Source organism: Sphingorhabdus sp. Alg231-15, assembly GCF_900149705.1.
Lineage (GTDB): Bacteria > Pseudomonadota > Alphaproteobacteria > Sphingomonadales > Sphingomonadaceae > Parasphingorhabdus.
On sequence record NZ_LT703001.1, the window covers coordinates 2,822,044 to 2,837,737 of the forward strand.

At 52.9% G+C, this 15,694-nt stretch carries 18 protein-coding genes; 5 read left to right on the top strand and 13 right to left on the bottom strand.

Translation table 11 applies throughout. The features are described 5' to 3' along the window. Positions 1-46 precede the first annotated feature (46 nt). A complete protein-coding gene (locus DG177_RS13865) occupies positions 47-808 on the top strand; it encodes a hypothetical protein (RefSeq protein ID WP_108812022.1) in 762 nt (253 codons plus the stop codon). On the opposite strand, the gene DG177_RS13870 is transcribed toward DG177_RS13865, so the two are convergent. The 3 genes from DG177_RS13870 to DG177_RS13880 form a co-directional block, all read right to left on the bottom strand. Continuing rightward, positions 809-1,615, bottom strand: a complete 807-nt coding sequence (locus DG177_RS13870) for a hypothetical protein (RefSeq protein WP_108812023.1) — start codon at positions 1,613-1,615, stop codon at positions 809-811. It lies immediately after the preceding gene. Between the two features lie 66 nt (positions 1,616-1,681). Then, positions 1,682-2,158 (bottom strand): nuclear transport factor 2 family protein, encoded by a 477-nt coding sequence (locus DG177_RS13875; RefSeq protein ID WP_108812024.1) that lies wholly within the window; start codon positions 2,156-2,158, stop codon positions 1,682-1,684. Positions 2,159-2,170: 12 nt separating this feature from the next. Next, on the bottom strand, positions 2,171-2,968 hold the full coding sequence (locus DG177_RS13880) for a TIM barrel protein (RefSeq protein WP_108812025.1): 798 nt from the start codon (positions 2,966-2,968) through the stop codon (positions 2,171-2,173). 160 nt (positions 2,969-3,128) lie between these two features. On the opposite strand from DG177_RS13880, the gene DG177_RS13885 reads away from it, so the two are divergent. Both DG177_RS13885 and DG177_RS13890 read left to right on the top strand, forming a co-directional pair. Then, positions 3,129-4,709 carry a long-chain-fatty-acid--CoA ligase gene (locus DG177_RS13885; protein WP_108812026.1) on the top strand — a complete coding sequence of 527 codons (1,581 nt, stop codon included), beginning with the start codon at positions 3,129-3,131 and terminating at the stop codon, positions 4,707-4,709. 26 nt (positions 4,710-4,735) lie between these two features. Then, a complete protein-coding gene (locus DG177_RS13890; protein ID WP_337658847.1) occupies positions 4,736-5,473 on the top strand; it encodes an enoyl-CoA hydratase/isomerase family protein in 738 nt (245 codons plus the stop codon). A gap of 80 nt (positions 5,474-5,553) precedes the next feature. Here DG177_RS13890 and DG177_RS13895 read toward each other — a convergent pair whose 3' ends face one another. From DG177_RS13895 to DG177_RS13910, 4 genes are read right to left on the bottom strand one after another with little or no spacing between them, the layout of a single operon-like run. After that, complete coding sequence (locus DG177_RS13895; protein ID WP_108812028.1) at positions 5,554-6,312, bottom strand: SDR family oxidoreductase; 759 nt, start codon at positions 6,310-6,312, stop codon at positions 5,554-5,556. Positions 6,313-6,353: 41 nt separating this feature from the next. After that, complete coding sequence (locus DG177_RS13900) at positions 6,354-7,142, bottom strand: ThuA domain-containing protein (RefSeq protein WP_108812029.1); 789 nt, start codon at positions 7,140-7,142, stop codon at positions 6,354-6,356. 3 nt (positions 7,143-7,145) lie between these two features. Then, positions 7,146-7,706: a VOC family protein gene (locus DG177_RS13905; protein WP_108812030.1), complete on the bottom strand. Its 561-nt coding sequence runs from the start codon at positions 7,704-7,706 to the stop codon at positions 7,146-7,148. Beyond that, positions 7,703-8,332 carry a glutathione S-transferase N-terminal domain-containing protein gene (locus tag DG177_RS13910; RefSeq protein ID WP_108812031.1) on the bottom strand — a complete coding sequence of 210 codons (630 nt, stop codon included), beginning with the start codon at positions 8,330-8,332 and terminating at the stop codon, positions 7,703-7,705. The genes DG177_RS13905 and DG177_RS13910 overlap by 4 nt, the downstream gene beginning before the upstream one ends. Positions 8,333-8,570: 238 nt before the next feature. Between DG177_RS13910 and DG177_RS13915 the strand changes: the two genes are divergently transcribed. Both DG177_RS13915 and DG177_RS13920 read left to right on the top strand, forming a co-directional pair. After that, positions 8,571-10,151: an SRPBCC family protein gene (locus tag DG177_RS13915; RefSeq protein WP_108812032.1), complete on the top strand. Its 1,581-nt coding sequence runs from the start codon at positions 8,571-8,573 to the stop codon at positions 10,149-10,151. 4 nt (positions 10,152-10,155) lie between these two features. Beyond that, the gene (locus DG177_RS13920) at positions 10,156-10,563 is read left to right on the top strand and encodes a PaaI family thioesterase (RefSeq protein WP_337658848.1); all 408 of its coding nucleotides are present in this window, start codon (positions 10,156-10,158) and stop codon (positions 10,561-10,563) included. 4 nt (positions 10,564-10,567) lie between these two features. Here the strand turns inward: DG177_RS13920 and DG177_RS13925 are convergent, their stop codons facing one another. The 6 genes from DG177_RS13925 to DG177_RS13950 form a co-directional block, all read right to left on the bottom strand. Beyond that, entirely contained in the window at positions 10,568-11,380 is an 813-nt protein-coding gene (locus DG177_RS13925; protein ID WP_108812034.1) for a LuxR C-terminal-related transcriptional regulator, read from the bottom strand. A gap of 136 nt (positions 11,381-11,516) precedes the next feature. Beyond that, a complete protein-coding gene (locus DG177_RS13930) occupies positions 11,517-11,750 on the bottom strand; it encodes a biotin/lipoyl-containing protein (protein WP_108812035.1) in 234 nt (77 codons plus the stop codon). Positions 11,751-11,752: 2 nt separating this feature from the next. After that, complete coding sequence (locus DG177_RS13935; protein ID WP_108812036.1) at positions 11,753-12,745, bottom strand: pyruvate dehydrogenase complex E1 component subunit beta; 993 nt, start codon at positions 12,743-12,745, stop codon at positions 11,753-11,755. After that, complete coding sequence (locus DG177_RS13940) at positions 12,742-13,725, bottom strand: thiamine pyrophosphate-dependent dehydrogenase E1 component subunit alpha (protein WP_337658849.1); 984 nt, start codon at positions 13,723-13,725, stop codon at positions 12,742-12,744. The genes DG177_RS13935 and DG177_RS13940 overlap by 4 nt, the downstream gene beginning before the upstream one ends. A gap of 105 nt (positions 13,726-13,830) precedes the next feature. Beyond that, a complete protein-coding gene (locus DG177_RS13945; protein WP_337658850.1) occupies positions 13,831-14,601 on the bottom strand; it encodes an N-acyl homoserine lactonase family protein in 771 nt (256 codons plus the stop codon). 19 nt (positions 14,602-14,620) lie between these two features. Next, entirely contained in the window at positions 14,621-15,613 is a 993-nt protein-coding gene (locus DG177_RS13950; protein ID WP_108812039.1) for a Kelch repeat-containing protein, read from the bottom strand. Between the last annotated feature and the right edge of the window lie 81 nt (positions 15,614-15,694).

The following is a 15,694-nucleotide window of genomic DNA, read 5'->3' on the forward strand; positions in this document are numbered from 1 at the left end:
GACCAAGGCAAGATAAATTTGTCCGGACAAATAAAGAGGTGCCCGCATGAACAGATATCTCCACTATTTGATAGTGATGATATTGACGACAATCGCGTTTCCTGTTGAGGCAGCAGATGACTCGCTGGAGGGTGCCGCGATATTGGCAATGGCCAGGGAAGCGGCAGGTGGTGATGATTGGGCTAATGCACGGACTTTGACATTGTCGGGTCATGCCGTTTTCTACGGACCCCTGGGCCACAAACCGCGCACCAAGGCTACCAACTACCGAATGTGGCGAGTGTTCGATCCCAACCGCAAAGTGGCCCATGGAGCGGACGGCAAGGTCCGCATCATTGCTAAAAATGCCGACAAACTGATTTTCGAGGTCGGTTATGACGGTGAGATCACCTGGACCGAGCGCGGGATTACACCCAAGGCAGAGGCAGATAAATTCTGGGCGAGCAATTTCGGTTTCGGGATTATCCGGCAGGCCGACAAGCCGGGTTTTGTTGCGACCCGCTTGCCGGATGATGATGTCGGCGGTCATGCGCTCTACATGGTGGAGTTGACCGATCCAAAGGGTGGCAAGACTCTGTTCGGTATTGATCAGCAGAGCCATGCGATCCGCACCATGGGTTTCCGGACACCAAGAGGCTGGCATCAACGGGTCTACGATGATTTTGTCATGCTGACAGACCCGCGTTGGCTACAGGCGCGCCATGTCACGCTCTATTATGACGGGCGCAAATCCAATGAAGTGTTCTGGACCGAGACCAGAGTGAATGCGGAGATTGACGAAGCTTTGTTTACGCCGCCGTCCAATTGATCAGCCGCGAAAATTGCTGCCTGTTACATCGGAAGCCCGCTCTGCACCCTTGATTGTGCAACTTGCCTGCATCCAGCGCAAATTAAGTCCCACACGACTGGCGTCGATGTCGGCCCAGCTATAGCTGACTGCACGATCCGGGTTGTCGGGTTTATGGACATAAAGAACCATGCTTGGACGGTTGGTGCTGGGTTTGGGCCAATAAACGGCCCGCATGCGCAGGATTAGCGGTTCGGTTCCGCTCTCCTCTCCGCCAATCATTACCCGACCGCCCTGATCGTGCAGACTCAATTTTCGTACGAAAAGCCAATCCGGACTGCCATCTGCCTTGGGTTCGGTCTTCTTGGCAGCGGCCCAGCATTCGACCGGGCGAGCCCGTTTTAGTTGGGTTTCGGTGCCATCTGCAAAGCGCAGTTTCAATCCTTCCGCACTGACCCCGATTATCTGATAATCTTGGTTACATAGCATTCTGTTTTGCACGGCGCTGAAAGTCCAGCCTGCATCTGTACGATCAAAATTACGAGTGCAATTGTCGACTGTCAGGCTATCCCGTTCTGCTCCCGAGGTAACAAGCCCAGTTTGCGGGGACGCGACCGGTTTGCCGAAAGCATCGGTGCGAGTGATGGTCAGTCCATTGTCCTGACTTTCAATTTTCAGAGCGATCCAAGGTGGTGGTGTACGGCCGGCATCTTTCTCAAAATAGGCCTGTTCCTCATTTGTATAGATGCCGGGTAGTTGCTGATCCAGCGTTACGGCGCTTTGCGATCCGGCCGCGAGTGCCAGAATGGAAAGGCTGGTGAGAGACATAGAACGGATCCTTCACAAATAATTTGTCCGGACAACTTAGCATTAATTGTGCAGGACGCAACAGCATTAGGCCATCGAGCCGGCACCGCGTCTAGCCGCTAGTTCGAATAAGCCGCGATCACCCATTTCCCAGGTCACGTTGAGTTGGGTTTTGTGAATCAGCCAACCGTCTCCTTCCCGTTCCAGCTCATGGACATAATAGCCGCCAATGGAATGCATCTGACGATCGCCTTCGACGATGAGATGATGATGAGCGGCCATATAGCAGGTACAAATCGCCCTGTTACCGTCGAGGTTGATGCTGAAGTTAGTCAACACATGTTGGGTCGCGTCAAACGGCTCCAGCGTTGCGCGGACACCGGCAACCCAATCATCGACCGGCATGGTGCTGGCCGGATCACCCGACCAACTTGAGAAATCCAGAGTGATTTCGTCAGTAAAGATCGAGCGATATAAATCCCATTGGTGCCGGTCGATGCCGGTGGCATAGTTCAGCACATGATCCGTGATATTTGCCCGGTCGATCAAATCGTCATGTGTCATTATCGTCTCCAATCATTCCAGCAGGGCTCTGCTTGCCACTATCGCTTCGCGCGCCCAATTTTCCGGGTTAAAATACGGTGCAGCTGCATAATGTGGTACTTCTATATCCAGGTCGACATGCTCCCCCAAAAGTTCGATCAAGGCGGAAAGCGGGAACATCCCTTCACCCGGAATCATCCGGTTCATCGCTTCCTCGACATAGTCATCCGATTTCCGAAAGTGCGGACCATCGCATAGCTGGGCATAGCCAATGATCTGAGGATCGACGGACTTGAGCTGATCCAGAGAACCGCCCGTTCGAAAAAGATGCAGCGCATCAACGGCTATTTTCAGATTAGGCAGGTCCATCATCTGATGCAGCCTGACTGCTTTTTCAAGACTGTCGCAACCCTTTGCAAAACCGGTAAATTCCAATCCGATTTCCATGCCCAAATGACCAGCCATTTCACAAAGCTTGCCGAGTTGATTGGAGATACGGGACGCATCAACGTCGTGAATATGGGTGACAGCGCGTTTGGCGCCTAATTCAGCCGCAAGCTCCAGTTCTGAGGCATATTGACTGACATCAATATTTGGCGTGATCGGGAAATATTCGGCGTTGATGATCGAAACACCGTTATCGGCAAGGACGGTTTGAAACTCTGTTCTTTCGGGAGGTGTAACAGTTGGAAACATCTCCCTACCATCGGATGCCAGCGGCGTTGCGGTGAACAGGCAGATCTTGCTGAGACCAGCCGCTGCCGCAAACCGGACAAGTCCAGCCGGACCGCCCTGCGTCATGGTAATTTGATGGAGAGCCAAATTTTGCATGGACCAATCCTAGTCCAAGCCGATGCGATTGCACCTATGCATTTGGTGCAGACATGACCTTTAGGCTAGTCAATATGTTAGGCTGTGCGCGACGCCGCGCCCTTTAGATAGAGTATTGAGAATCGGTCCGAACGGAGGGCCTCGAGAACAGGACAGGACCATGCTGAAAGAAGATATCATAACCATAGCGGACGTGATCCGGCAACAAGCCAAAGATCAGGGTGACGGGCTGGTGTTCACCTTTGAAGGTGACGAGATGACCTATGCCCAGCTTGATGTAGGTAGCAGCCGGGCCGCCAACGGGCTGGCTTCGCTAGGCGTCAAAAAAGGTGACCGGATTGCCTATATGGGCAAAAACTCGCATCTCTACTTTGAGATATTGCTGGGTGCAGCGAAGATTGGTGCGGTTATGACGCCGGTCAACTGGCGGCTGGCCGGTCCGGAAGTCGCCTATATCGTCAATAATTGTCAGGCCAAAATCCTGTTCATTGGCCCTGAATTTGTCGACCTGGTGAAGCAGATCAGGCCGCAGTTCGAATATGTCGAAACGATTTTCTGCTCTGAAGAGGCGACCGAGGAATTTGCTGGCTATCCGGCTTGGCGTGATGGGTTTTCTGATGTCGATCCGATGGTCAACTGCGCGCCGGATGACGATGCGTTGCAGCTATACACGTCCGGCACTACTGGTCACCCCAAGGGTGCGATCATGACCGGCTATTCCATTTTTGGTGCGCGCTCCAAACTCACTGAAGACGATCTCGCCGATTGGCAAAAGTCTCAGCCGGGTGAGACCATGCTGCTCGCCATGCCCTGTTTCCATATTGGTGGTACCGGATCCGGGCTCGGTAACATGTATAGTGGCGGTCATGCTATTATTGTGCGGGAATATGACCCGGCACAGGCGCTTGATTTCATTGAGCAATATGGGATCAGCAAGATATTCATGGTTCCTGCTGCCATTCAGATATTGCTCAATCATCCCAGGGTGGGAGAGGTCGATTTTTCGAAGTTGAATTATATCACCTATGGTGCATCGCCTATCCCGCTGGAAATGATGAAGCAGAGCATCGACATGTTCGGCTGCGAATTTGTGCAGATGTACGGGATGACCGAGACATCAGGGACGATTGTCGCGCTACCTCCGGAGGATCATGATCCGAACGGCAATGACAAGATGCGCTCGGTCGGCAAACCGTTGCACGGTGTAGAAGTGAAGATAATCGACGAAGACGGCGACACATTGCCCGCGCGCGAAGTGGGTGAGATTGCCACCCGCTCTTCCTTCAATATGAAGGGCTATTGGAATATGGCTGATGCCACGGCGGCAACAATCGATAGCGATGGCTGGCTCCGCACAGGTGATGCGGGATATTTTGACGAAGACGGCTATCTCTACATCCATGACCGAGTGAAGGATATGATCATCTCCGGTGGGGAGAATATCTATCCGGCCGAGGTTGAAAATGCGATCTATGGTCACCCAGCTATTGCGGATGTCGCGGTAATTGGCGTGCCGGATGAAAAATGGGGAGAGGCGGTCAAGGCCTGTGTCGTGTTGAAAGCAGGAGCGGAGATAGACGAGACAGATCTGATTGCCCATGCGCGGACCAATATAGCCGGTTTCAAATGCCCTAAATCTGTCGATTTCATCCCTGAATTGCCGCGCAATCCATCCGGTAAAATTCTGCGTCGCGAATTGCGTGCGCCTTATTGGGATGGCAAAGACCGGGCGGTCAACTAGATACTAATAGCCGAGGAGAGCCTGCTTTGACGGATTGTGTATTACGGACAGATCACGATGGATGGTCGATGCTGACACTGAACAGGCCTGACAAGCTCAATGCGCTGACCGTCGAGATGTTTCGCGAGTTGCGAAGGCATGTTGCGGACTTGCGCAAGGACGATGCGATTGGCTGCGTTGTCATTCGCGGTGCCGGAAAATGCTTTTCTGCAGGGCATGATCTGAGCGATATTGCTGAAGGTGAAGAGGTGCCATCACGCGGCTGGCATTCCGAAACGCTTCGTCTGCTGGAAAAGCTTCCGAAACCGGTAATCGCGGCGGTGCACGGCCATTGCTATACCGGTGCACTGGAAGTGGCACTCGCAGCAGATTTCATCCTGGCTGCCGATAGCGCTCGTTTTGGGGATACCCATGCGAAATGGGCATTAACGCCGGTATGGGGTATGAGTCAGCGCCTGCCACGCCGGGTCGGTATCGCAACCGCCAAGCGGTTGATGTTCACGGCAGATATGATCGGCACAGAGGAGGCTGTTCGTATTGGTCTGGCGGAATATTCCGTTCCGCTGGCGCAATTTGATGATGAAATTGCCCAACTAGCCCAGAAAATTGTGTCGAACTCTGGGTTTTCTCATGCTGCGAACAAGCGGCTTCTGGAGGCGACCGATGGCGATCCGCTTGATGCCGGATTGCAATGGGAAGTGATGGAAACAGAAGGCCATGGTCCCGATATGCATGACCGAATTTCAGCTTTCACCAAAAAGTAGAGCTTGGCCTCGGGATAAACTTTTCGCGGGATCGCGGTGCTGAAAGTTGCGGGTCCCGACCATAGCCGGGACCCGACACATTAGAATTGAACGCGCTTGGTAAAGCCGCCGTCAATGACCAAATGGGCGCCTGTGGTATAGCTTGAGGCCGGGCTGGCGAGGAAGACCACGCTGCGTGCAACATCATCCGCTCCGCCAAAATCACCAAGGGCAAAGCCCGCTTTGGTCATTTCATAGAATTCCGGCATGCCTGCTTCTATCTGCGACCAGTTGCCACCAGGGAATTTGATCGGGCCCGGGGAAACCATGTTCACCCTGATGCCTTTGGGGCCAAGCGCTTGGCTAAGCTGGCTGCCATAGGTGATCAATGCCGCTTTCATCGCGTTAAACGCTTGCGGAGCAACGAACGTCTCGAAAGCTGCTGTCGAAGACATGAAGATCACCGAGCCATCATCCGATTTTTCGAGATGCGGTTCAAGCACCTCAAGAGCCTTCACCGCGCCGATAATATCGGTTTGGAAGGTGACTTCCCAATCACCGGTCGCTCCGGCACCGGACGAGCTGACATTGTGGATGAAAATATCACAGCCGCCAAGTTCACCGGCTGCTTTTTCCAGCCATTTGGGATAGCCTTCGGCATCGGTCATATCAAAAGCTTCTGCAAAGACCTTGCCACCGTGGGCTTCCAGTTCGCTCTTGGCTGCGGCCACTTGTTCGGCATTGCGTGAGAAAAATGCGACATCGGCACCCTCCTTGGCAAAATGCTCAAGCGCTGCGCGTCCGAGGCCCCGGCTACCGCCAGTGAGTATAACTTTTTTGCCCTTCAGTCCTAAATCCATTTTGCTCTCCTTTAATTGTGTTCAGGGTTGAAATTATGCGTCTAGAATTTTGCTATCGCGGGCTGACAGCACCATTTGATGCCGCGGCGTAGCAGGTCATAGATTATCGGCTGTTGCCAACCGGAACGATCCACTTCAGGCCACCAGTCGAGGACCGGATCCATATCATAGTGGCCGCGGCAATGGCCCATGGTTAGATAGAGTACGGCGCCTTCGCCCATTTTACGAATGTAGAAAACCGGGTGGCGGCTTTTTTCAATGTCACTATGCACGAAGCCGCTAATATCATCGGTGCCATTATATTCGGTGTCGAGCAGCACATCAATTTCCGCTCGGGTTTCAACCAGATATTGCTCATCAACCGTTTCAAAACTGGGTATGTCCTTGACTAGCGGATGATCCGGCTGCGCATTATCGACAGTGAACGGGATGATCGGTGGATGGGACAGAAAGCGGCTGCCCAATGTGTCGACAAAGGTTGGCATGTCATCGGGCGCATCGACCCGGCCGTCTTCCAGGAATTTCAGAACGCTGTTGGTACCGTGTAGTGCGAAATACTGACCGCCACCATTAACGAAGGCTTGGATATTTTTTTGCGCCGCTTCACTGGGTAAAAGATCACAGGTATAACTGATCAGGACATCGGCATTTTTGATGGCATCGAGATTTTCATAATCTTCAAAAACCCGAACGCGGATACGGTCATCCTCGGCGAGCAGTTTTAATATTTCGAGCCTGGCAAAATCGATGTCATGATATTTGCCTGCAGCGACGAGCACGCATTTGATCGGTTTCTGGTCGGGCCGGCGTTCTGGTGGAGTTTCACTCATATTCTATTCTTTTCCTATTACCGGATTGGTCACGCCATCCCAATCGAGATGCGCTTGCCGCATGGCCGCAAAGCCGTCGAGGCCTGCTTGCGGGATTTGCAGATATTCGATGATGGTACCGGGCCCACCGCCATAATCGGCATAGAATGCACCGCCGACACCGCCGGGCAGGCTGACTTCCTGGATGACATCACCACCTTTACTTTCGGTGATTTGCCGCGCTTCGGCCAGATCATCGACGATGATGCAAAGATGCTGGACACCCTGTAGACCCTTTGCACGCCAGTCCTTGAACATCGATGGCGCATCATTGTCGGGCCGGATCAACTCGACCTGCACATCGCCCCAATAGCCGATGGCCATAGAAAACTGGATATCGGAAGGCTCGCCGCGATATTTGACATTTTCAACCTGCACGCCCTCGGTGTGAAAAAAGGGGCCTGCACCCATTTTTTGGGTCCAATAGTCCAGTGCAGCATCATAATCGTCCGGCACATAGCTGATCTGCATGATCGTGCCGAGTTTAGCGAGAGTGGCCGGAGAAGAGGTTGACGTATCGGTCATTCTTCGCCGCGCCAGATTTCAGCCGAAGGCCGTTCTTCCATCATGGCCGCAAAGCGCGCCAGATTGTCGGTGCCTTCGGGCAATGTCCATCCCACCGTACCGCCAAATTTGATAAAGCAGAAGGCAACCAGATCAGCGAGTGTCAGCTTGCCATGGCAGATATAGTCTTTGTCACCCAATTGTCCGTCGAGCCAAATCCAATGCTTGTCCGACATGGCCGATAGTTCGGCTGCGGCTTCGGTGCTGACCACATTCATGCGTGGTTCGAACATCGGACGGCCACCGCCACCGCGAAAGCCGAGCGTCATCGGAACTGCTATTTCCTGATCGATACGCCGTGCCCAGCGCCGCGTTTCTGCCCGCTCAGTCGGTGTTGATCCGATCAACACCGGGTCGGGTTTTATCTCTTCCAGATATTCGCAAATCACCGTCGACTCGCTCAGCAGCGTTCCATCATCCAGCTCCAGTGTCGGAGTGGTCTGCATCACATTTTTTGTCGCATAGTCGTCGCTGCGATTTTCACCGGTGATAATGTCGAGATGGATTCGTTCCACCTCTATATCTTTTTCCACTAGGAACATGCGGGCAAGCCGAGGATTGGGGCCAAGGCTGGAATAGAGTTTCACGGGTTTGCTCTCCTTTTTTCGGCAGACTCAAAACCTGCTTCTTGCAAAGCAAGATACACAGGTAAGCGGACCGAACGGTCCTCTCAAAAGCACTAGGTTATATCGCTGGTTTCGCCTCGCAGAAAAATCAACTGAACAAGGCTGCTGAACAAACCTGGGGCTGCCAGATTCACTAGTGGAGTTTGCCGGTTCTTGCGGTAGTCTGCCCGCAAATAAGTTTAGTTTTCAGGAGAAGATAATGGTCGAGACGTTAACGGGTCACAATCGGTCAAACGGCATTTCCTATACCGAGTTGTTGGAAGGCGACAAAGTGCGCGCACCCGAGGTATATTTTGAAGAATCCCCGATGGAGCCTGGTCTGACGGAAGTTGAGGTCAGTCGTTACTGGACGAAGGAAGAGCATGACCGCGAAGTTGAAATGCTCTGGAAGCGGGTCTGGCAAATGGCTTGCCACAAAGATGATATCAAGGATGTCGGTGATACCCATGTCTATGATATTGCCGGATTGTCTTTCATCATCGTGCGCGTTTCTGAAGACGAAATTAAAGCCTATCCCAATAGCTGCATGCATCGGGGTCGTGCGATTTGTGACAATCATAAAAAGGGTCAGAAAGCACTGCGCTGTCCCTTCCATGGCTGGTCATGGGAGCTGGATGGCAAACTGAAAGAAGTACCGTGCCAGTGGGATTTCCCGTCCGTCAGCGAAGAGACCCATAGCCTGAAAGAAATCAGCGTTGGTGAATGGGGTGGATTTGTCTTTATCAATCCCGATCCCAATTGCGAGCCGCTGGAAGATTTTCTTGGCGATCTCGACCGCCATTTCCAGATCCCGTTCGAGCGTCGTTACAAAGCCGCGCATATGATCAAGCGTCTGCCGTGCAACTGGAAGATCGCGCAGGAAGCATTCATGGAATCCTATCATGTGGTCGGTACCCATCCGGAACTGATGCCTGCCTTTGCAGATGCGAACAGCAAATATGACGTTTGGAATAATGTGTCGCGCGCGATGTCCGCTCACGGTGCACCAAGCCCGCATACCGATCTTGAGAATCCTGATCCGACGGCTTTCCCTGATCAGAAGGCTTTTCAGAGCTTTATCCATCCGATCAGCAAGCACACGTTCAAGCGGCTGGAAGAAAACCGTGTCGAGGTCTCATTGCCCAATGGCAAAAGCGGTATCTTCGACATGGAAGCCAATTATATCGAAGGCGATCTGAAATCCGCCGATCCCCATATGTGCAATTGGATCGGCGGCAAAATCGCTGCGGAAGAAGAAGACATGCCGATGGTGTTCACCGATGTGTCTGCGCACATGATGCGCGACGAGGCAGCCCAAGCCCGCCGCGAAGAGATGCGTCCAACATGGGGCGATGATGTCGACAAGATCAGCGACGCCGATCTGACCGATGCGATCTTCTACAGCGTGTTCCCGAATATGAGTCCTTGGGCGGATTTTAATCCGATCTTCTATCGCTTCCGTCCTGACGGGGATAATCCGGAGCAGTCACTGCATGAAGTGATGTTCATGGTCGCGCTGCCGGAAGGTGCCGAGCGGCCGGAACCAGCAAAATGCACATTCCTCGATCTACATGATGATTATACCGAGGCGACCGAGTTTGGCAGCTATTTGAATAAGGTGTTCAATCAGGATTACATCAATCACAAGGCCATGCAAAAGGGCGTGAAAAATCAACCGCACGGCGTTTCGATTTTTGCACAATATCAGGAAAGCAAAATTCGTCACTTCCACGAGACATTGGACAGATGGCTGACGAGCAAGGAGCCACCAAAAAGTCCCAAGCTCCAGGCGGCTGAATAACGTCTTGGATTCAGTACCGGAAGGATTTGAACCCGCGACATTTTCCAGCGGTTTTCTGGATGTTGCCGGGCCTTACTTCACCCGTAAGGAGGCTGATCATATCGCGGTCGGCATCCGAATATCGGAAGGGCATATTAACGGGATCCAGGTTGCGCATGGCGGCGTGCTTACCACTCTGGCCGATGTAGCGCTTAGCTATCAACTATTTGTGAGCGAAAAGCCGCGCTTACCCATCGCCACTATTAATCTTAGCACCAATTTCCTGAGCGGCGCGAAGCTGGGAGAATGGGTCGTGGCCCATGCCCATATTGATCGCAAGGGAAAGCGCACCGCTTATTGCCATGGCGAAATTGTCGCCGGTGATCGGTTGTTGATGACGATGACCGGAGTGTTCGCGTTGTTACGCAAATAGCAGGCTAGTCAGTCGCTCCGAGATAGCCGAGCTGGCCCGCCTTGAAAATCGTCTGACCGCGGTTGACGCTGTTGAGCTTTTGTCCGGCGCGGTTGACATGATAGCGGATAGTCGCATGACTGAGCGACAGGATCATGCTGATTTCCTTGTCCGTTTTTCCGATTGCGGCCCAGTGCAGACATTCAGCTTCCCGTTTGGACAATATGCAATTGGCTGGCATCCGGTGCTTCTTACGCATTGCTAGAACATAACCGGTCACAAAGCGGCTGGTTACGATCGCAAGAAAATCGGAGTAAAGCCGGTAGGGTTCACTTAGATCTGTGACATCATAGTCCTTGGGAGTGAAGCTGACCGCTGCGATCTGGCCGAATGGCAAATGGACCGGGATTAATATTGCCGATTTTGCGGTGGCACCATTGTCGTAAAATTCTGTGAGGTCGATCTCATCGAGATATTCATTTTGCCAATGACCATGAAAGCCTTCGGCATTGCACCAGATTGGCTCACTCTCGTAGCGACAGGCGCGAGGAAGAGGTGAACTCAGCGCCAGTCTGGTGTCCTCCCACCAGCGCTCGCCTTCAGCGACCCAGCCAAAAATATCCTTGTTGATCAGCTCCCCTTCGGCATCAACCAAATGGGCCTTTGATGAGATGTCCGCGCTGACAGCGATGCGAAAGCCATAGGATTGCGCAATTTGGTGGATCGCTTCCGCCGCAGGACGGATTTCCGCGGCATTGGTGATAGTGACACTGTCCACATTGCGACGAAATGTGGCTTTTGAAACATCAGGTATCTCGGCGACGAAATTCTCTGCCATAATAGCGCTTATCCTCCACGGAATCCTTGTTTCTGGACCCTCGACTTGCGCCACTTGTCGCGTTGTTTGGTTTTGCAGTCAACCAAACATTACTAATAATGTTGATAGGGCTTTGATAAGCCGCTTTTGTCGCTGATTATTCTATCGTCCCGATTAGCTCACCAACCGGATATTCTTCCCCGGTTGTATCGACGATGATCTTGAGTTTTCCCGTCGCAGGAGATTCTACTTCCTGGGTCGATTTATCATTTTCCAGGGCATAGATTTCCTGCCCTTCGGTTACATCCGCACCATCGGGCACAAGCCACTCGGCCAGTGTCCCCACTTCCATGCTGAATCCCAGTTTCGGTATGCGTATTTCAGTAGCCATTATTACCCCAGTATTTTGCGGATTTCGCGTTCGATATCATCTTCACTGAACATCCATGCTTTTTCGATGGCGGGTGAGAAGGGAACTGGCGCATAGCCTGATCCAACACGGCCAACCGGTCCTTTTAGTTCAGAAAATAGTTCTTCATGGATGCGTGAGGAGATTTCCGCGCCGGTGCCGAAATTCTTGACCGCTTCGTGCACGACCACCGCAGCCTTCGTTTTGGCAACGCTCTTCAGCACTGTTTCTTCGTCAAACGGCGCGATGGTGCGTAGATCGATCACCTCGCAGGAAATACCCTCACCAGCGAGTTTTTCGGCCACAGCATGGCAGGCCCCAACCCCGCGGCTATAGGTGATCAGGCTGATGTCCGAACCCTCTCGCGGTACGGATGCCTTGCCAAGCGGCACGACATGATCTGGCGCGGGCGCTGGTCCCTTGGTGAAATAGGTTGGCGTATTCTCAATGAAGATCACCGGATTGTCGTCCATGATCGAGGAGTAGAGCAGACCATAGGCATCCGCAGGATTGGATGCGGCGACCACTTTCAATCCGGGTACGTGGGCCAGCCATGCTTCCAGCATATCACTATGCTGTCCGCCAAGGCCGGTTCCGGCGCCGGTAGTGGTACGAATGGTGAGCGGCACACTGGTTTGACCGCCGGACATGAAACGCAACTTGGCAGCATGATTGACAATCTGGTCCATCGCTACGGTGATGAAGTTCATCAACATAATCTCGGCAACGGGTCTATAGCCGACCAGTGCCGACCCCACCGCTGCTCCGACAATCGCTTGCTCCGAAATCGGGGTCGAGCGGACGCGATCTGTACCATATTGCGCAGACAGACCAGCGGTTACTTTAAACACACCGCCGCCTTGATCGTCGGCAATATCTTCGCCCATCAGAATGACCTTGGGGTCGTCGGCCATTGCTTTGGCCATGGCCATGTTACAAGCCTGCGCGAACATGATTTCCTTTGGTGCGTCGCTCATGCTGCAATCTCCTCGTCCAGAACATCGATGCGATATTCGTCTCCAGGAGGATAAGGCGCGTCGAGTGCAAATTTCGCTGCTTCGTCGATAGTCGCCGCATTTTTCGCTTCAATCGCGGCAATGTCCGCCTCGCTAATCTGCATGTCGAGTAACTGCTGACGCAGGATCGGCATCGGATCATCTTTCAGCGCCTGTTCCATCTCTGCTTCGGGGATATAATGTCCTGTATCGCCGAGCAAATGTCCGTGGAAGCGGAAGGTCATTGCCTCGATCAATGTCGGCCCGTTTCCGGCGCGTGCATATTCGACAGCCTCTTTTGCCGCAGCATACATTTCGCTGGCATCATTGCCATTGACCCGTACCGATCGCATGCCCAGACCATCGCCACGTTGTTTGATCGTTTCGGAGCTGGTCGCAAAGGCCATTGGTGTATGTTCGGAGTAAAGGTTATTCTGACAGAGAAAAATCACCGGTAACTTCCAGACTTGCGCCATGTTCAGACCTTCATGGAACGCGCCAATATTGGATGCGCCATCACCGAAACAGCAGACTGTAACCTTGCCATCTTTTTCCAACTGGCTGGCCAGACCCAGTCCGTTGGCAATCGGAATTCCTGATCCGACAATGCCAGTCGTCACCATCACTCCGGTTTCGGGATGGGTGATATGCATCGGCCCGCCTTTGCCTTTGCAAGTTCCCGCCATTTTACCCGCAAATTCAGCCCACAAATCTTTGGATGGAATGCCTTTGGCCAATTGGTCATGTAGTCCGCGATAGATGGTGACGAGATAATCTTCCTGATTGATTGCCGCCATCATCGCGGCAGAGACAACTTCCTGCCCGCGCACGGGATAATAGACAATCTGCAACTGTCCGGCACCGATCATTTTGCGGAATTTGATATCCGATTGCATGATCAGGTCTGCACGGGTGAAAATGTCGATCATGACATCTTTGTCTGCCATCTGTGTGTCGCTCAAGGCTTCGCTCCTTTAATGGTTACCCTCTGACGGGGATTTGCTTTAAAATCTACATAGCGCAGGCAGGGTTACTCGCCACTATTGTTATAGGGAGTAGGGCGGCTATCAGATTGCCCCCAAGCCACTAAGATCGAGCGCTTGCGCCTGCGGAATTGTGGCCCAGAATTCCGGATCATGACCATAGAAAATCCGCGCTCCGTCTCGTCGTAACTGCGAGAGTTTCTCCAGAGATCCGCGATACTGATCCACATTGTAGCAATGATCGGGGAGGTGCATCTCATCCAGAGAACGCCGCATATTACAACAATCGGCAGCGAGCACCGCTTCGCCGGTGGCTGTCTTTACCCGTACTGATTGGTGGCCGGGGGTGTGGCCGGCTGTTGGAAAAATTATAACGGTGCCGTCCCCAAATAGATCATGATCTCCGGCGATACGCTTGACCGGCTGACCCGTGTCAAAATCTTGTAAGTCATAGGCGGTGTCTTCTCCAGTCTTCCCAAAATCCCATTCAGGTCCCTGCACGATGACCGTCGCGTCGGGGATCAGGGCATTGCCACCGGCATGATCAATATGGAGATGGGAGTTGATCACATAGTCGATCCGTGCCGGATCAATTTCCAGGGCGCGTAACCGGTCAGCAACGCATTCCCCCTCCGGCATATCGACAATTTTACCGAGTCCTTTTTCCATTCCAACGAACCGGTCGCTGAAACCGGTATCGAACAGAACCAGACCTTTGGGATGATCGATCAGGAATACGCAGGCTGGCACTTTCGCTTTGCCCGGCTCGCCATCCAGAAAAAAGCTCATCGGCAGGGTAATATACCCGCAGGTAAATGCGTAGAGCAATATGCCTTCATCGTTACTTGTTCTCATTCTGGTTCTCCTCCCATCATTATTGGGCATTATCTGATGTAGATGCCTGTGATCTTACAGCCAGTGTCTGGGCCGTGCTTGTCACCGAATATAAAGTTTCCATCCCCGGCCGTGCGCCGCCGCCAACGATTGTAACGCTGCCCGATATCTCCTGGTCGCTGACCGCAAAGCCATGACGTGGCTGATTGATCGGCTCTCCGACAGACCATTGCAATGTTTCAAGATCCAATATGTCATGATCGACAAAAACTCTCCCTGCGCTGAGCGATTCTCCGCCAAATATATGCAGGTTATTGTTGCTGACAAAAGCGCCATGCCCACCGCGCCCTTGCGGCATATTCGGTAGTTTTCCCCAGCGATCTTCGGTCAAATGATAAACATCGACCTGCTTCATTTCGCTGCCAAATTCGGCGCTGCGTCCGCCGGTCACATAGAGCAAGGGGCCAGAACGGCCGATGGCATGGGAATGGCGCGCGGTCGGCATCGACGACAGCGCCAACCACGTCTTGTCGGCAATATCGTAGCGCCACATAGTGTCGAGATCCTGCCCGTCATCCTGGCCGCCAATCAGATAAAGCGCGCCGCCAAAATGGGTCATCGCGTGTTGGCCGATCGGATGAGGCAGTTTGCTGATTTCGGTCCAAATGCCGGTGTCGGGATCATAACGGAAGAGACCGGCTGCTTTGTCCGTCTCAAACGGCAGTGCGACATATCCCCCCGATGCATAGACATGCTGGTCATCTGCGGCCATTGCTACATGATGCAGCGCCCGCGGAAGCTCGCCGCAGTCCGACCAGCCGTTTGATTCTAAATCCAGCGTTTCGCAGCTGTCCAATACTCGGAACAGTCCGATCCCACCCGCGACATAGAGTTTTCCATTCAGTGTTGCCGCGTGAATTTCAGAACGCGCTTCACGCATTCCATCATTCCAACCAAGAAATGCGCGGGCCAGAAAACCGGCTCCAACAAGAAGAAGGAAAAACAAAACGGTGGAGGCAATGAATCGCTTCATGCAAACGATATGCCATAGATTCGGAAATTCGCTACCCCCTTGGCTGCTATCAAAGCTGCCAGTTATCTCTTGGACCGTCCG